The organism is Algoriphagus ornithinivorans (assembly GCF_900115305.1).
GTDB classification, from domain to species: domain Bacteria; phylum Bacteroidota; class Bacteroidia; order Cytophagales; family Cyclobacteriaceae; genus Algoriphagus; species Algoriphagus ornithinivorans.
In genome coordinates this window covers 257,077-273,001 of sequence record NZ_FOVW01000003.1, presented here as the reverse complement: position 1 = coordinate 273,001, position 15,925 = coordinate 257,077, and the positions used below count along the sequence as shown (strand labels likewise).

The following is a 15,925-nucleotide window of genomic DNA, read 5'->3' as shown; positions in this document are numbered from 1 at the left end:
TGATTGAAAATCCTGATCAAGCAAATCTGCTTTTTTCCTGACAATTCGGGCAAAAGTTTGATATTTGGTCATGGATTTTCAATTTCTCCTAGACGGCTTTGCTGAAGGGCTGGCCGCCATGACTTGGCTCGAAGCTATAGCCGTATTTTTTGGAATCGCTTCCGTGTTTTACTCCATGCGCGAGCATATCTGGGTTTATCCCACTGGGATCATCTCTACCCTGATTTATGTATGGATTTGTTTCCAATATAAGCTCTATGCAGATATGGGGATCAATGCCTATTATTTCAGTATGTCTATTTATGGCTGGTATGTTTGGACGCATCCCAAACCTAATCAAGCTGTTGTGCCCGTCACTTGGCTTAAGCCTAAAGGTTGGATGATTTCCGGCTTTATATTTTTGGCTTCTTATGGAATACTTTCCTTTGTATTGACTCAGTTTACAGATTCTGATGTTCCATATTGGGATTCATTTACCACATCTTCTGCTTTTGTGGGGATGTGGTTGATGGCAAAAAAGAAAGTTGAGAATTGGATTTGTTGGATAATTACTGATTTAGTCTCAGTTCCTTTGTACTTTTACAAAGGGTTGATTTTAACTTCTTTTCAATTTCTATTTTTCACAGTCCTGGCATTTATAGGCTTATTTGCCTGGATAAAATCTGCAAAAAATTATGCAAAATCCTAAAAGGATCTTGATTTTGGGTCCTGAATCTACGGGCAAAAGTACTTTAGCGTCGGATTTGGCTGTTCATTACGATGAACCTTGGGTTCCGGAGTTTGCTAGAGAATACCTGGAAATGCTGGACCGTAATTATTCTTATTCCGACCTTTTGAAAATCGCAAAAGGTCAGATGGCTTTGGAAGATGAGAAATTTCAACAGGCACGGAAGTTCCTTTTTTGTGATACTGATCTTAGGGTGATTCATGTTTGGTCTCAGCACAAATTTGGTAAAGTGCATGATTGGGTGACTCAGGAAATAGGAAGGAGAGCTTACGATTTAATTCTATTGACGGATATTGACTTACCTTGGGAACCAGATCCTCAAAGAGAGCATCCAGAGCCGGAAATGAGGCAATTTTTCATGGATTGGTATGAAAAAATGGCAATAGAAAGCGGTGTGGAATGGGCAAAAATAACTGGAGAAAGAAAAAAGAGATTGGAGGATTCTATATTCCTAATCAATTCCTATTTAGACTCAAACTCATGATGAATAAGCTTTCTTTTATATTAATTGTACTCTTTAGCTTAGCTTGTAATTCCAAAGAAACTCATTTATCCAAGCCCAACATAGTTTTGATTTTAGCAGATGATTTGGGTTATGGAGAGGTTGGATATAATGGACAAGAAATTATCCAGACTCCCCAAATAGATCAATTGGCAGCAGAGGGAAAGATTTTTACGAATTTTTATACCGCTGCCCCCGTATGTGCACCGGCAAGATGCATGTTATTAACGGGATTGCACAGCGGTCATGCATACATTAGAGGAAATGATGAATGGAGAGAAAGAGGGGAAGTTTGGGATTATGCCAAAGCTGCAAATGATCCCAATCTAGAGGGACAAAGGCCACTTCCCTCTGGAACCTTGACCATAGCTAAAATACTCCAGCAAAATGGCTATCAAACTGGAATTGTGGGGAAATGGGGTTTAGGAGCACCATTGAGTGAGGGTATCCCTACTAATTTGGGTTTTGATTACTTCTATGGATATAACTGTCAGCGTCAAGCCCATAATTTATACCCTCCACACCTTTGGGAGAATGAAACCAAAATTCTCCTTAATAACCAGCTTGTAGTACCAAGTACTAAACTAGACTCTTTAGCTGATCCTATGGACCCTTCGTCTTATAAACGCTTCCAACAAACAGACTATGCTCCAGATCTAATGCATGAGAAGGCATTGGCCTTTATTGAAAATAATAAGGATCAACCTTTTTTCCTGTATTACGCATCCCCTCTTCCCCATCTTCCTCTTCAAGTACCTTCTGAGAATATGGAAGACTATCAGAAAGTCATAGGAGATGAGCAATATTATGATGGCTCAAAAGGCTATTTTCCAAATAGGTATCCGCGTGCAACTTATGCTGCTATGATATCTTTGTTGGATAAACAAGTTGGTGAGATCCGTGCCAAACTAGAAGATTTGGGGCTTTCAGAAAACACTTTAATTATTGTAACCAGCGATAATGGGCCGACTTATACAGGAGGAGTAGACTTTGATTACTTTAAAAGTTCTGATCCATTTTCTAATGGATATGGTAGAACAAAAGGCTTTGTCTACGAAGGAGGAATTCGAGTTCCTATGTTGGTTAACTGGCCGGGTAAGATAAAATCGGGTACTGTTACGGACCATGTATCTGCTTTATATGATCTATTACCAACGATATGTGAATTGATTGGAGCGAAAATACCTGTTGATACTGACGGGAAAAGTTTTTTGTCAACCCTTTTGGGGAAGAGGCAGGAGCCACACAAATACCTCTATTGGGAGTTTCCTGAGTATGGTGGACAGCAAGCAGTCCGAATGGGTAAGTGGAAGGCTGTTCGGCAAAATCTCAAGGAAGGCAAAATTCAAACAGAGTTGTTTGATCTCGAAGCAGACCCTAAAGAATTACATGACTTGGCAAGTCAGTTTCCCGAAATAGTGTCAAAAATGGAGGAAATCATGAAAAAGGAGCATAGCCCTTCTTCCATAGAAAGATTTCGATTAGAGGCATTAGGCGATTGATTATCATTTTCTACCAAAAGATAGTGTAGCCGCTTCTACCAAACGCATCATGGCAGGATGTGCATTGTTGTTTAAAATAATGATAGTTTTATTTTCCTCAATGAAGCGTACAATGATGGTCTGATAGCCCGGATTGTCACCATTATGCTTGACCATTTTACCAAAGGGACTTTTGGGCTCTATATCCCATCCAAATCCATAATAACTTCTGGTGCCATCCTTGAGTCGATATGGGCTAAATGCTTCCTCCAGAGTTTTGGAAGAAATCAGTTTGTTGGTATACAAAGCCTGATCCCATTTCAAAAGATCTTGGGCAGTGGAACTCACTCTTCCAGGCCCTTTTCTATTACCCAGCCATAAGGTGTAATCCGATGCCCGAAATCGGTTGGCATTCACATAATTTCCATTTTCATCCTTTAAGTGGCCTGCAGCAAAATTGCGGACTTTGGATTTTTCATCTAAACTTCTGATTGCTGTATTTTTCATGCCCAATGGCTCGAAAATCCATTCTTTGGACAGAACCACAAAGTCCTTCCCGCTTACTTTTTCTACAATACTACCCAATAGTACATAGCCTGTGTTGCTATACTCATATCGTTCCCCTGGTTTAAAAAGAATAGGAGGAGCATAGATTCTTAAATACTCCAAAATTTCAGGGTTGCCGGCAATTTTACTTTTATCCCAATGCTCATCCATGATGGCTTGGTAGTCTGGGAGACCTGAAGTGTGAGTTAATAAATGACGGATGCTGATGCCTTTATATGGGATTTTCAAATAATTCGAAACAGGATCATCAAAATCCAAAAGGCCTTTTTCCTTACATAGCATGATCATCATAGCTGTAAATTGCTTGGAAACGGAGGCCATTTCGAAGATGTCATCTTTTTGTAAAGGAGTGTTTGACTCATAGGACCTCATTCCACTCGCTTTTTCAAAAAGTATTTTTCCTTGGTCAGCTACCAAGACCACTCCGGAAAAGCCTTCATTACTTGCTCTGATAAATGCCTCTTCCAGTAATTTTTGTTGAGCGATCCCTAGCGAGGAGATAAAGAATAGTAGCAGAAAGACTTTAACAAGCTTCATAAGCTGATCAGATTTGTATTTACTTCAAGATAGCTAAGTCGCATTGCCTTTCAAAGCTTTAAAATTCATTGGTTTCCCATTGATAAAATCTTTTGAGAATAAATTCTGAAAAGCTTTAGATTATAGGTGTAATGCTTAAACCTATGCCTAGATATTTCCTGATTTCAGTAATCATTCTTGCTTTTATAAATCAAGTTGAAGCCCAAACTTCTCAAACTGAAAGGGATTCAATTGCCAAGTTAAGCCATGCTGATCATCAATTGATGCTTCAAAAGTTAGGAATTGAAAGTCTCCGGCCAGGACCTTCAGGAAACCCCTCCGCTCCGAATGCTGCAAACTCAGACGAAAGTAAAGCCAAACAGTACAAAGAGGTTCCCGATCCTTTGGTTTTTGAAAATGGCTCTCCTGTCCAAAGTTTGGAAGATTGGGCGAGAAGAAAAAAGGAGCTTTATGGTCTATTCGACTTGGAAATGTATGGGAAAACTCCAGCCAACTTACCCCAGGTAAATTGGATAATTGTGGAGGAGAAGGATAGTCTCATTGGAATGCAAGAATTCAGATATAGAAAGTTAAAAGGAAAGGTGGACAACTCTTCCTATCCTGCAATTAAAGTGGAAATAGATTTTGAATACGGTGTGCCCAAGAATACCAAGGGGCGAGTACCATTGGTGATGGAGTTTGGGTGGAACTGGCCTGCGGGGATGAGGAGACCGGCTCAACAAGGTTCTAGCTGGCAGGAGCAGCTCTTGCAAGAAGGTTGGGCTTTCGGAGTAATTATTCCCACCAGCTACCAAGCTGATCATGGCGCAGGTTTAAGAGCTGGAATTATTGGTTTGGTGAATCAGGGGCAACCTAGGAAGTTGGATGATTGGGGTACACTCAAGGCTTGGGCTTGGGGTGCAAGTAAAGCTTTAGACTTTTTGGAGTCTGATGAATTAATCGATCAGGAAAAGATTGCAATGGAGGGCTTATCCAGGTATGGAAAAGCGGCATTGGTAGCCTTGGCCTATGAGCCACGATTTTCACTCGGCTTGATTGGAAGTTCAGGTGCTGGAGGAGCCAAATTACTTAGGAGAATTTTTGGGGAGCAAATAGAAAATCTTGCGAGTTCAGCCGAATATCATTGGTTTGCTCCCAATTTTATCAAATATGCTGGCCCTTTGAATCAGAATGATTTACCTATAGACGCGCATGAATTGATTGCCCTTTGTGCACCGAGACCATTGTTTATCTCAGTGGGTTCACCAGAGGTGGAGGGGCAATGGATTGATGCAAAAGGGATGTTCGAGGCGGGAGTTTTAGCAAGCCCTGTATATCAATTTTTGGGTAGAAAGGGGTTGGCCACATCTACGTTTCCGCCTCTTGGAACATTCCTTAAGTCAGGTGAAATAGCATTTCGTCAACATGAAGGAGGGCATACTGTGGGGCCGAACTGGCCTTACTTTATCGAGTGGGCCAAAAAGTATTGGAAATAGAAAAAGGTCAAGCTTGGAAAAGCTTGACCTTTTTGAGTTTTATCTTGAATTAATCCATTCCTCCCTTTCTGGTAGGAGATCTCATAGATGGCCATTCTGTAGGCTCACCATTTCTACCAAGTGGAATTCTTCTTTCGCGGGATACCATATCTGGTTCTTCGCAAGCCATATAAACCATGATGGCAGCCATAATCACATTGTTTTGCACATCGTCAAAAACAATCTTGTCATAGGTGTCTAAATTAGTATGCCAGGTATAGTTGTAATATGACCAGCTTAGTGAACTCAATGAAAAGGCAGGAACTCCTGCAGCTACAAAGGATGCATAGTCAGATCCCCCGCCGCCTGGATTTCCAGGGAAACTGGTTTCCACGTCTCTAGTGATTTCTCTAGGCACTTTATTCATCCAGCGACCCAAGTATTCGTAACTATCTACAAAACCTTGACCTGATACATTGGCAACTCTTCCGGTTCCGTTATCTTGGTTGAACAATGCCTGAATCTTATCCATCATTTCAGGATGATCCTCTACAAATGCTCTTGAACCATTCAAGCCTTGTTCTTCTGATCCCCAATGTCCCACCAGAATAGTTCTTTTAGGGTTTGGATAAACTTGCTTCAACACTCTCATTACTTCCATCATCATGATGGTACCGGTTCCGTTATCTGTTGCTCCGGTTCCCCCATCCCAAGAATCGAAATGCGCGGATAGCATCACGTATTCATCTGGCTTTTCACTTCCTTTGATTTCGGCAATGGTATTGAATGTAGGAACTACGCCGGTTTCTTTGGACTGTGCATTTAGATGAATTTTTGGTTTTTTGCCACTTTCAGCAAGTCGATATAGCATTCCATAATCTTCCAGTGAAACATCAACCGTAGGCACTTTTTTGGTGTAAGCAGAGAAGATTTTATTCGCTCCGAAACCCTGAGACCAATAGGAAGTGATAATACCTAGTGCTCCAGCATCTTCCAAAGCTTGAGGTAGTTCCCTTCTTCCCTGTCCGGTTTTTTGAAGTCTTTCGTTCCAAGCTCTGTTAAGCTCAGTTCGCTCTTCTTTCATTTTCTCAAAAGATTCTTTCGTTGCCCATTCTTCCCAGTTATAATCCGGTCTACCGGTAATCTGCGGGGCTGAAATCATCACATATTTTCCTTTAACAGAAGGAAGCCAAGCTTTGAATGCAGCTTCGTCAGCTAAATCAGGGATGATAACCACTTCGCCCATAGCACCACCTTTAGGGGATGCAGGAGACCAGGCTAATTGCATTCCTGAAAGGGACTTCACCCAAGGTTCCATCATATCGATATGGGTAATCCCTCTTTCCCATCCTCTCCATTCGCCCCATTGCTCATTGCGGGCTTCTATGCCCCAGGATTGATATTTTTTTACTGCCCAGTCATGAGCTTTCTGCATTTGTGGAGAACCTACCAAACGAGGTCCAATTCCGTCCATCAGTTCATGACCGATTGATTTAAGCTGGGAGTTGTCCCGGGCTTCTTTGATAATATTATCAATAACTTGATCTTGGGCCTTTGCCTGTATGCCAAAAAGAAGCATCAGACCCATGCCAAAAAGGTATCGTTTTTTCATAGGTGTTTTGTTTAGGTTCTAAAAGTATAGGAAGTAGCCGAAAAATTCGAACCGCTGGTGGAATGTAAATTCAAAAAAATAGCCGGTTAAACCGGCTATAAATTTATTTTCCTTCAGGCTTATAAATTGCCCCTGTGGCAAAATCTACGATGGCTCCTGGCCAGAATAAAACAATGTCAGCGATCAAAGCAGCCACTCGAACTTTTCTTTGAGGTTCACCTGGCGCAGGCTTGGTTCTTTGATATTCTGAAACTGGTCCACCAAAAATTGTGGCACAACTTGACATGGAAACAACTAGTAGTCCAATGCTAAGGGATTTTAAAACTTTTTTCATAAGAATGGATTTAGTTAGGTTTTATTAAAATTGTTTTTGAAAAATGATCATGTAAACCTTTCCCAGACATAAAATAGCTTATAAAATAGAAAGGTATTATTCTGGAAACAGTTCGGATTAATATCTGAACAAGGCTTGGCTTATTGTGATGATGGCAGTCAACTACTTTGGTTCCGGTTATTTTTTTTCCAACCGTTTGTTGAAAGAGTGCCTCACAAACAAAATAGTATAGGAAATAAACCAGTATCAATACATATCTCTGATTTTGAAGTACTTCTGCTCCAAAAACAAAAGTTGACCCGACAAGCAATAAAAAATAGGCTGTGGAGTCAATTATAAAATTTAAAAGTCGAGCTATCCAATTCATAAAATACACTGTAAAATTAATAAAAATCATCGGATTCTAATAGGCTTATTAGTTCTGGGAACTAATAATCTGAATATCAAAAGGAAAATCTTATTGTTATTAATTTTGATAAAAAAAATCCAAAATGCCCCATTCCTCCCAAAATAGATGGAATTTAATTTTTGATTGAGTTTATTTACAGGAGTAGAGCAAGCTCAATTGACAATGACCCAAACTGAAAATTTTCCTGCATTCTTGATGACTCTTTTGCAACAACAAGCCGATGAAAAATCCATTGCTTGGTTGAATCAAAAAGTAGAAAAATTTAAAGAATCAGGCTCCAAGACAGGCTTTTTTCTGGCTTTTAGTCAGGCTTCACGTCATTTCAGTAAAGATCTATTACAAATTTCAGAGCAAAAGGCCCAAGAAGCAGAAAAGCTTAGCAAAGGCTTTGAACCCTCTTTTTGGAACGTCCTGCAAACAGCCCGTACTTATTTGCTGCTTCATTATCCTCAGCAAAAGCAAGTATGGTTTGATGCCATCAATCAGCTCTTTGAAACAGCCGATATGCATGAGCATCAGGCATTATTTGCCGCTCTACCTATTATGCCCTTTCAGGATGATTTGCTTCCTCGTGCTATTGATGGTTGTAGGACAAACGTCGCTTTAATATTTGATGCTATTGCCTTAAACAATCCTTATCCTTCCACTTATTTTCCGGAGGCCAACTGGAATCAGATGGTTCTGAAAGCCGTCTTTATGCAAAGACCGCTTTATCGAATTCAAAATCAGGATAGTAGAAGAAATCCTGCATTGGCAGAAATTGCTTCTGATTTTGCCCATGAAAGATGGGCCGCAGGAAGGAATGTAATGCCGGAACTATGGCGTTTGGTTTCTCCATTTTTAAATGATGAATTCTTCAAAGATCTCAAAAAGGTGATGAGTTCCGAAGATGAGCTGGAGAAAAAAGGAGGAGCATTAGCCTTGTATCAAAGTGATTTTCCTCCTGCGAAGGGGCTTTTGGCAGATTTTCCTAACTTGATTCATGGAATTGAGTCCAAATCCATCACCTGGGAAAGCATTGGTCAGGAGTACCAACAAACTCGTCTTTAATTATTGCAAAGAATTACTTAAACATAGAAAATCATGTCCATGTATATAGATCCCCATATTCACTTGGTATCCAGAACTACCGATGATTACGAAGCCATGCAAAAAGCCGGGATTGTGGCTACTATTGAACCCGCATTTTGGCTCGGACAGCCCCGAACAGAAGTGGGTAGCTTCAAGGATTATTTCAGCACTTTGGTAGGTTGGGAGCGTTTTCGAGCCAGTCAATTCGGCATTGTCCACTACTGCACCATGGGTCTGAATTCCAAAGAAGCCAATAATATTCCTTTGGCGGAACAGGTCATGGAATTGCTGCCTTTGTATGTGGGAAAAGAAGGCGTAGTGGCAATAGGAGAAATTGGCTATGATGATCAAACGGAGGCTGAGGATAGGTTTTATCGGGAACAATTGGAATTGGCCAAGGAAGTGGACCTGCCCGTACTGATTCATACCCCACACAGAGATAAGAAAAAGGGAACTTACCGCTCCATGGACGTGGCAGAGGAGCATGGAATGGATCCGGGTTGGGTCATTGTAGATCACAACAATGAAGAAACAGTCAAAGAGGTGTTGGATAGAGGTTATTGGGCAGGATTCACGATTTACCCGCATACCAAAATGGGTTCCGAACGAATGGTAGAAATTGTCAAGCAATATGGCCCTGAGCGAATCATAGTCAACTCGGCAGCTGACTGGGGGATATCTGATCCTTTGGCTGTACCAAAGACAGCCGACCTTATGAGAAAAATGGGGATACCTGAAGAGCACGTGCAGATGGTTACCTACAAAAATGCCTTGGCTGCATTTTCACTCTCTGGCCAAATGGATGAAAAAGACTGGTTGAATGCACCTCCAATCGATCAGACCAAAAAAATGGGAGGAAATTCTGTGCTTCGAGGTGGACAGGTACCTAGGGTCGAAGGACCTTCTGATCGAGTTGAGAATTAACCTATGAGTAAGGGCAGTCTATTTGCATACCTTCAGTTAACCCGCCCAGCCAATGTGGTAACTGCTATTGCTGATATTTGGGCAGGTTTTGCCATAGCCGGAGCTTGGACTTTCATGCAAGTTGACTGGAGTCAGGGGGCTGGAGATTTTTGGCAAAATTTGCTTTGGCTTTCGATCAGCACCATAGGTTTATATGGGGGAGGAGTAGCTTTTAATGACATAGCAGACGCTGATTTGGATTCGGTGGAGAGACCCGAAAGACCCATTCCTAGCGGAAGGGCTTCCAAAAAGAACGCAATTCTTATGGCTTCCTGCTTACTCTTGGGAGGTATTTTCTTTGCTTTTTTGGTCAACATTTTCGCAGGTCTTTTGGCAATTTCAATAGCTATCTGCGCTTTAGCATATGATTTTTGGGGAAAGCATCAGCAACTCTTTGGACCCATCAATATGGGACTTTGCAGGACTGGAAATCTACTGCTAGGTGTAGCTGTTGCTCCTGAGGTTTTGCAAAAACTCTGGCCAATTGGTGTTTTGCCCTTGATTTATGTAGCGGCCATTACTATGGTGAGTCGGGGAGAAGTGCATGGAAAAAATAAAAATGCGCTTTATGGTGGTTTTGGTTTGTATATATTGGTTATTTCCGGGATTGCTTTTCTGGCGAAAGTCCAAAAACCCGGTTCATGGGAAGTCTTTCCCTTTTTGATTTTATTAGCCTTTATGATATTTCCTCCTTTGACAAGAGCCATACAAAAACAGGAGCCTGCCTTAATCGGAAAATCAGTTAAAGCAGCAGTAATATCTTTGATCATAGTCAATGCATCACTAGCTGCAGCCTTTGAAGGATGGATAATCGGTGCTATAGTTTTATTGCTTCTGCCGATTTCTTTATGGTTGGCTAAGAAGTTTGCCGTGACTTGATTTACTTTAGGATTGGTTTTCAAGTCATTTGAGAACTTTCAGCCCTAATAACCTATTATCCTTGTATGAATACCATTTTAAAGCAGCGGTTTTCAGTTTCCTTTGAGTATCCGGTCTGTTTTTCCGAAGATATTTTCAATCCAGAAAATAAGCTTTTTGCTTCCCTTTTTGAAAAGGGGAGAAAGTGTAAGACTTTTTTCATCATAGACAGTGGAGTTGCGCAGAATCACAAATCCCTCTCTGATAAAATTCAACATTATTCCGAAGCAAATTCGGACTCATTCTTTTTATGTGCTGATCCCTTGATAGTTCCTGGCGGGGAGGCCTGTAAAAATGATGCGAGTTTCTATCAGAAAGTAGTGGAAGCCACCCATATTCATGGAATTGACAGACATTCTTACATAGTAGCCATAGGAGGAGGAGCCGTTTTGGATATGGTAGGTTTCGCAGCGGCTATTTCTCATAGAGGGATAAGATTGATCCGGGTACCGACCACAGTTCTATCCCAAAACGATTCCGGTGTGGGAGTGAAAAATTCTGTTAACTCATTTGGGAAGAAAAACTATTTGGGAACCTTCACCACTCCAGTTGCTGTCATCAATGATTTTAATTTTTTGGAGACCTTAGATGATAGAGATTGGAGAGGAGGAATATCTGAGGCTATCAAAGTGGCCTTGATAAAAGACATTTCCTTCTTTGAATGGCTGGAACAGCACGCTGCTCAATTAGCGTCCCGCTCGCTGGAGCCAATGAAAGAACAGATAATGAGATGTGCTCAAATGCACATGGATCATATAGCTGGGAAAGATCCTTTTGAAATGGGTTCCTCAAGACCTTTGGACTTTGGACATTGGGCGGCACATAAACTGGAGCATCTCAGCAGCTATAGAGTTAGACATGGCGAGGCAGTAGCCATAGGAATCGCTTTGGATTCCACATATTCTTACTTAAAAGGCTGGATAGCCAAAGAAGATCTGAATAGGGTAATTGTATTGCTACAAAATCTAGGATTTTCATTGTACGAGCCGGAATTATCCGGTGAAAATTTAATCAAAGGTTTGAGAGAATTTCAGGAACATTTGGGAGGCCAATTAACCATTATGCTTTTGGAGCGATTGGGCAAAGGAGTGGAGGTTCATGAAATGGATCATGCCATGATTGAAGAGGCAGTAAAAATGCTAAAAGATTGGAACCAAGAAGCCATTAGCAAATCCTAGAATGCATATTTCAGATTTTAACTTAAGCTATTGTAGTAATATTCACCCAGGAGAAAGCTGGGAGGCAACTTTTCAAAATTTACAGCGATATATCCCGGAAATCAGGAGCAATCTTAATTTTCAAAAATCCTTTGGAATAGGGCTTAGATTATCTCACGAAGCAAGCTTGGAGCTCCAAAAGCCGTCAATTATAGCTGAATTCAAAGCTTGGCTAGAATCCGAAAATGCCTATGTCTTCACCTTAAATGGTTTCCCGTACGGGGATTTTCACCGAACTACAGTTAAAGATCAAGTGCACTTCCCGGATTGGACTACTGAAGAGAGAAGGGATTATACGATTAGATCCTTCAGAATATTGGCGGGATTAATTCCTGAAGGATTGGACGGAGGAATTTCTACTTCCCCCATTTCCTATAGGCACTGGTTCCAATCTGAATCAGATTTAAATGATGCCATGGTCAAAGCTAGCCATCATTTATTGCAGGTAGTGGAAGAGTTGGCTTTAATTGAAAGAGAAACTGGTAAATTTTTGCATTTGGATATCGAGCCGGAACCTGACGGTATTTTGGAAAACTCAGATGAGATGATCTGGCTTTTTCAAGAATATTTACTCCCAATTGGAAAGGAAACTTGGGCTAAATCCAGGCATCTCAATGAAGCTGAAGCAGAAAAATTGATCAGGCGACATATTCAGGTTTGTTATGACGTTTGCCATTTTGCGATCGTATATGAAAAGCCTTCTGAGACTTTTGCCAAGTTTGCCAGCGCAGGAATCCAGATCGGGAAAATCCAAATATCCGCTGCCCTGAAACTCCTTTTGGGGGATGATAAAAAATTGATTAAGCAAAAGCTAGAGCCGTTTGTGGAATCAACTTATCTCCATCAGGTTGTGGGAAGGTATCCTACTGGTAAGTTGGTTTCTTATCCGGATTTGCCGGATGCCTTAGCCAAAATCGAAGCAGCCCAAGAAGAGGAATGGAGGATTCATTTTCATGTCCCATTATTCATAGAAAGCTATGGGGACTTACTTTCTACTCAAAGCAGTATTGTTGAGGTTTTGGATGAATTGGCCTTGAATCCAGGATTGACTAACCATTTGGAGGTGGAAACCTATACTTGGGAAGTTTTACCTGAAAAAATGAGGCTAGATATGGGAGAATCTATTTCCAGAGAGTTAGATTGGGTAATTCAAAACATGAAAAAATGATGAGAAAAACGGTAGTGCTGGATATTGTTGCGCTTTCTTCCCGAGTGGTTGGCGAGCACACGCCTTTTCTCAAATCCTGGATTGAAGGTAAGAAAAAGGCTATTATTGAACCTGTTCTTCCGGCAGTAACTTGCTCTGCTCAGTCTGTATATCTCACTGGAAAATATCCTTCCGAACATGGAATAGTCGGAAATGGCTGGTATTTCTATGATGAGTGTGAGATTAAATTTTGGAGACAATCCAACAGGCTGGTTAGATCACCTAAAATCTGGGATCATTTAAAAGCTGAAAACCCAGAATTCACTTGTGCCAATCTTTTTTGGTGGTACAATATGTATTCCAGTGTGGATTATGCAGTTACTCCGCGTCCTTTGTACCCGGCTGATGGAAGAAAGCTTCCAGACTGTCATTCTCAGCCTATGGAACTCAGAGATAGATTGCAGAAGGAGCTTGGGCAATTTCCTTTATTTTCATTTTGGGGTCCCAATACCAATATTTCGGCGACCCGATGGATAGCTGATGCCGCAAAAAAAGTCGATGAGTGGTACAATCCTACGCTCAACTTGATTTACCTACCACATCTAGATTATGGCTTGCAAAGACACGGAATAGATTTCGAAAAAATCGGAAAAGACTTGCAAGAAATTGATCAAGTAGCTGAAGACTTGATTACTTATTTTGAAAAGCAGGGGGCTGAAGTTTTACTGCTTTCTGAGTATGGAATCACCAATGTGAACCAACCAATCCACATTAATAGGATTTTGAGGTCTGCAGGATGGATTCAGGTAAAAGATGAGTTAGGTTTGGAAACCTTAGATGCTGGCACCTCCCAGGCTTTTGCTGTGGCAGACCATCAGGTAGCTCACATACATGTTCAAAATGAGGCCATTTTCGAGCAGGTGAAAAGTTTACTCAGAAATACCCCTGGAATAGAAAAGGTACTGGATAAAAATGATCAAGTAGAATTTGGACTGGATCACAAAAGATCAGGGGACCTAGTGGTGGTGGCTGATAAAAACTCTTGGTTTACCTATTATTTCTGGATGGATGATGCCAAGGCGCCGGATTATGCAAGCTGTGTAGATATTCATCGAAAGCCTGGATACGATCCTGTAGAGTTATTTTTAGATCCGAAAATCAAGGTTCCTTTACTGAAAGTGGGGTCAAAAGTCCTGAAAAAGAAATTAGGCTTTAGATACTTAATGGATGTGATCCCTTTGGATGCTGGCTTAGTAAAAGGAGCTCATGGGAGGATTCCAGAGGAAGATATAGACAAACCATTCATAGTGGGGAAAAAAGAGCTGATTTCTCATCAAAAAATTGAAGCTGGTGATGTATACGATTTAATTTATCATACAGTCAAGGCTTAGACTAAGTCCAACTTTTCTTTTACTGAATCTATATTTGCCTGTTTTTTAGGTTCCCTGAATTTTTTGCAGTAATCAGTGTGATATTCATGTTTTTCTAAAAATGTCAGTTGAAGCTCGTTCCAAGCTTGCTCAGAAAAACTTGGATTGAAATGCTTTAATTCATCAAAAAGCTTGTTCCCTTGTTTTTCAAATTCATTAGTTCCCAGGTATTCCAAATCTGCATCGGCAATAATTCTTTCCAGTTGATTGGTTGGGGATTGTGGGATTTTCGTCGCCATGATCATCCCGCAGATTTTGGATAGATCTGACTCGGAAATATCTTCAGAAAGGTAGTTTCTTGCGATTCCGCAACCTATTTCCTCATGGTTTTTTGGGTTTTCTATAAAGCCTGTGTCATGAAACAAGGCAGCAAGCCTCAATAAGAAGAGCTCTTTTTCTGATACATCTTCGATCCTGGCCAAAAAGATGGCTTTATCCATCACATACTCTGTGTGGGCCAGATTATGATAGGTCAGGTAGGAAGGTAATTGCTCCAATATATTCCTGTAAACTTTCCGTTTTATTTGTTCAAAGTCTATCATACATGCTTTTTTCCTACTTTTTTAATGACTCCGCCTTTTACTTCTTTGATAGTTTGGACATAGAAAAAGGCCTTAGGATCGATTTCCTGAATAGCTAATTTGATTCTATGTACTTCCAGACGGGTTACTACGGTCATGATAATATCGCAAGGGTGCTTAATATGAAAGGTTTCAGGGAGATAGCCCCTTTCCCCTTTATATACCGAAATTGCTTTTTTAAAGTCTTTGACTATCAATTCTTTGACCAATTCGTGTTCTTTCGAAATAATTGTCAAAGCGGTGTACTCCTCAAAGCCCTCTACAATGTAGTCAGTAGTCTTTATTGCGGTAAAATAGGTCAGTATAGAATACATTGCAGGTTCTATGCCAAAAACATACGCAGCGGAGAGCATAATCAGACTATTTAGAAAAACAGTTATCTCACTGGCAGTCAGGGCAGAGTTTTTATGGAAGTACTCTGTGATGACTTCAAAGCCATCAATTAAGCCTCCGCCTCGAATAATTAGCCCTATTCCTGTACCCATCAAAAAACCTCCGAAAACAGCTATCAGTACCTTGTCTTCTGTTACGGTAGGTATTTCCATGAAATGTAAAACCAGAACCAAAAGGAAGACCGAAAATCCTGACTGAATGGCAAATGTCTTTCCTATCATCTTCCAGGCCATGTATAAGAAAGGAAGGTTGATAACTACTAAAAGCAGGTTTAAATTGATTCCAAACCCCAAATTGACCAAGATGGCTATACCGGTTACTCCTCCATCCAAAAATTTATTGGGAAGCATGAAAGCCTCTAATGCAATCGCTGCAAGAGCTACACCACAAATTGAGTACACTAAAGAGTGGGGGGAGAATATAGTTTTCCAATCAATCGATTTGGCTGACGATTCTTTCATTCTGGTAGCATAGGGTAAAAAATCATTTTTTGCAGCTAAGCGCTAGCTTTTAGTTTATAGTAAGGGTTCTGAATCCTAATTTAAGGAAATAAAAATTTAGTAGTTTGCCAAGAACAAAGAG

General features: G+C 40.7%; 16 protein-coding genes. 10 read left to right on the top strand and 6 right to left on the bottom strand.

Annotated elements, in window-relative coordinates; all coding sequences use genetic code 11:
• Nucleotides 1–70 precede the first annotated feature (70 nt).
• Genes pnuC through BM073_RS05515 form a run of 3 tightly spaced genes read left to right on the top strand, consistent with a single transcriptional unit; the run spans nt 71 to nt 2,731 of the window.
• Entirely contained in the window at nt 71–688 is a 618-nt protein-coding gene (gene pnuC / locus BM073_RS05525) for a nicotinamide riboside transporter PnuC (protein WP_091651589.1), read from the top strand.
• A complete protein-coding gene (locus BM073_RS05520; RefSeq protein WP_091651586.1) occupies nt 675–1,211 on the top strand; it encodes an ATP/GTP-binding protein in 537 nt (178 codons plus the stop codon). Before pnuC ends, BM073_RS05520 begins: the two co-directional genes overlap by 14 nt.
• Nucleotides 1,127–2,731: an arylsulfatase gene (locus BM073_RS05515; protein ID WP_317042645.1), complete on the top strand. Its 1,605-nt coding sequence runs from the start codon at nt 1,127–1,129 to the stop codon at nt 2,729–2,731. The genes BM073_RS05520 and BM073_RS05515 overlap by 85 nt, the downstream gene beginning before the upstream one ends.
• 3 nt (nt 2,732–2,734) lie before the next feature.
• On the opposite strand, the gene BM073_RS05510 is transcribed toward BM073_RS05515, so the two are convergent.
• Nucleotides 2,735–3,814, bottom strand: a complete 1,080-nt coding sequence (locus BM073_RS05510; RefSeq protein ID WP_091651583.1) for a serine hydrolase domain-containing protein — start codon at nt 3,812–3,814, stop codon at nt 2,735–2,737.
• Between the two features lie 143 nt (nt 3,815–3,957).
• Between BM073_RS05510 and BM073_RS05505 the strand changes: the two genes are divergently transcribed.
• Nucleotides 3,958–5,289 (top strand): glucuronyl esterase domain-containing protein, encoded by a 1,332-nt coding sequence (locus BM073_RS05505; protein ID WP_091651580.1) that lies wholly within the window; start codon nt 3,958–3,960, stop codon nt 5,287–5,289.
• A 49-nt stretch (nt 5,290–5,338) separates the two neighbouring features.
• Here the strand turns inward: BM073_RS05505 and BM073_RS05500 are convergent, their stop codons facing one another.
• The 3 genes from BM073_RS05500 to BM073_RS18310 form a co-directional block, all read right to left on the bottom strand.
• Nucleotides 5,339–6,880: a M20/M25/M40 family metallo-hydrolase gene (locus tag BM073_RS05500; RefSeq protein ID WP_091651579.1), complete on the bottom strand. Its 1,542-nt coding sequence runs from the start codon at nt 6,878–6,880 to the stop codon at nt 5,339–5,341.
• A gap of 103 nt (nt 6,881–6,983) precedes the next feature.
• The gene (locus BM073_RS05495) at nt 6,984–7,214 is read right to left on the bottom strand and encodes a hypothetical protein (RefSeq protein ID WP_091651576.1); all 231 of its coding nucleotides are present in this window, start codon (nt 7,212–7,214) and stop codon (nt 6,984–6,986) included.
• A gap of 10 nt (nt 7,215–7,224) precedes the next feature.
• Nucleotides 7,225–7,581 carry an RDD family protein gene (locus BM073_RS18310; protein WP_175557852.1) on the bottom strand — a complete coding sequence of 119 codons (357 nt, stop codon included), beginning with the start codon at nt 7,579–7,581 and terminating at the stop codon, nt 7,225–7,227.
• A gap of 165 nt (nt 7,582–7,746) precedes the next feature.
• Between BM073_RS18310 and BM073_RS05485 the strand changes: the two genes are divergently transcribed.
• The 6 genes from BM073_RS05485 to BM073_RS05460 all read left to right on the top strand — a co-directional run bounded on the left by BM073_RS05485 (nt 7,747) and on the right by BM073_RS05460 (nt 14,330).
• Entirely contained in the window at nt 7,747–8,673 is a 927-nt protein-coding gene (locus BM073_RS05485; protein WP_245756373.1) for an EboA domain-containing protein, read from the top strand.
• Nucleotides 8,674–8,706: 33 nt separating this feature from the next.
• Entirely contained in the window at nt 8,707–9,618 is a 912-nt protein-coding gene (locus BM073_RS05480; RefSeq protein ID WP_091651570.1) for a TatD family hydrolase, read from the top strand.
• A gap of 3 nt (nt 9,619–9,621) precedes the next feature.
• On the top strand, nt 9,622–10,536 hold the full coding sequence (gene eboC / locus BM073_RS05475) for a UbiA-like protein EboC (RefSeq protein ID WP_091651568.1): 915 nt from the start codon (nt 9,622–9,624) through the stop codon (nt 10,534–10,536).
• Between the two features lie 65 nt (nt 10,537–10,601).
• On the top strand, nt 10,602–11,753 hold the full coding sequence (locus BM073_RS05470) for a 3-dehydroquinate synthase (RefSeq protein WP_091651565.1): 1,152 nt from the start codon (nt 10,602–10,604) through the stop codon (nt 11,751–11,753).
• A 1-nt stretch (nt 11,754) separates the two neighbouring features.
• Entirely contained in the window at nt 11,755–12,960 is a 1,206-nt protein-coding gene (gene eboE / locus BM073_RS05465; protein ID WP_091651562.1) for a metabolite traffic protein EboE, read from the top strand.
• Nucleotides 12,960–14,330 carry an alkaline phosphatase family protein gene (locus BM073_RS05460; protein WP_091652016.1) on the top strand — a complete coding sequence of 457 codons (1,371 nt, stop codon included), beginning with the start codon at nt 12,960–12,962 and terminating at the stop codon, nt 14,328–14,330. The genes eboE and BM073_RS05460 overlap by 1 nt, the downstream gene beginning before the upstream one ends.
• Here BM073_RS05460 and BM073_RS05455 read toward each other — a convergent pair.
• Complete coding sequence (locus BM073_RS05455) at nt 14,327–14,911, bottom strand: HD domain-containing protein (RefSeq protein ID WP_091651559.1); 585 nt, start codon at nt 14,909–14,911, stop codon at nt 14,327–14,329. The two genes, BM073_RS05460 and BM073_RS05455, sit on opposite strands and share 4 nt — an antisense overlap.
• Nucleotides 14,908–15,804, bottom strand: coding sequence for a YitT family protein (locus BM073_RS05450; protein ID WP_091651556.1), 897 nt, complete (start codon nt 15,802–15,804; stop codon nt 14,908–14,910). Before BM073_RS05450 ends, BM073_RS05455 begins: the two co-directional genes overlap by 4 nt.
• Nucleotides 15,805–15,925 lie beyond the last annotated feature (121 nt).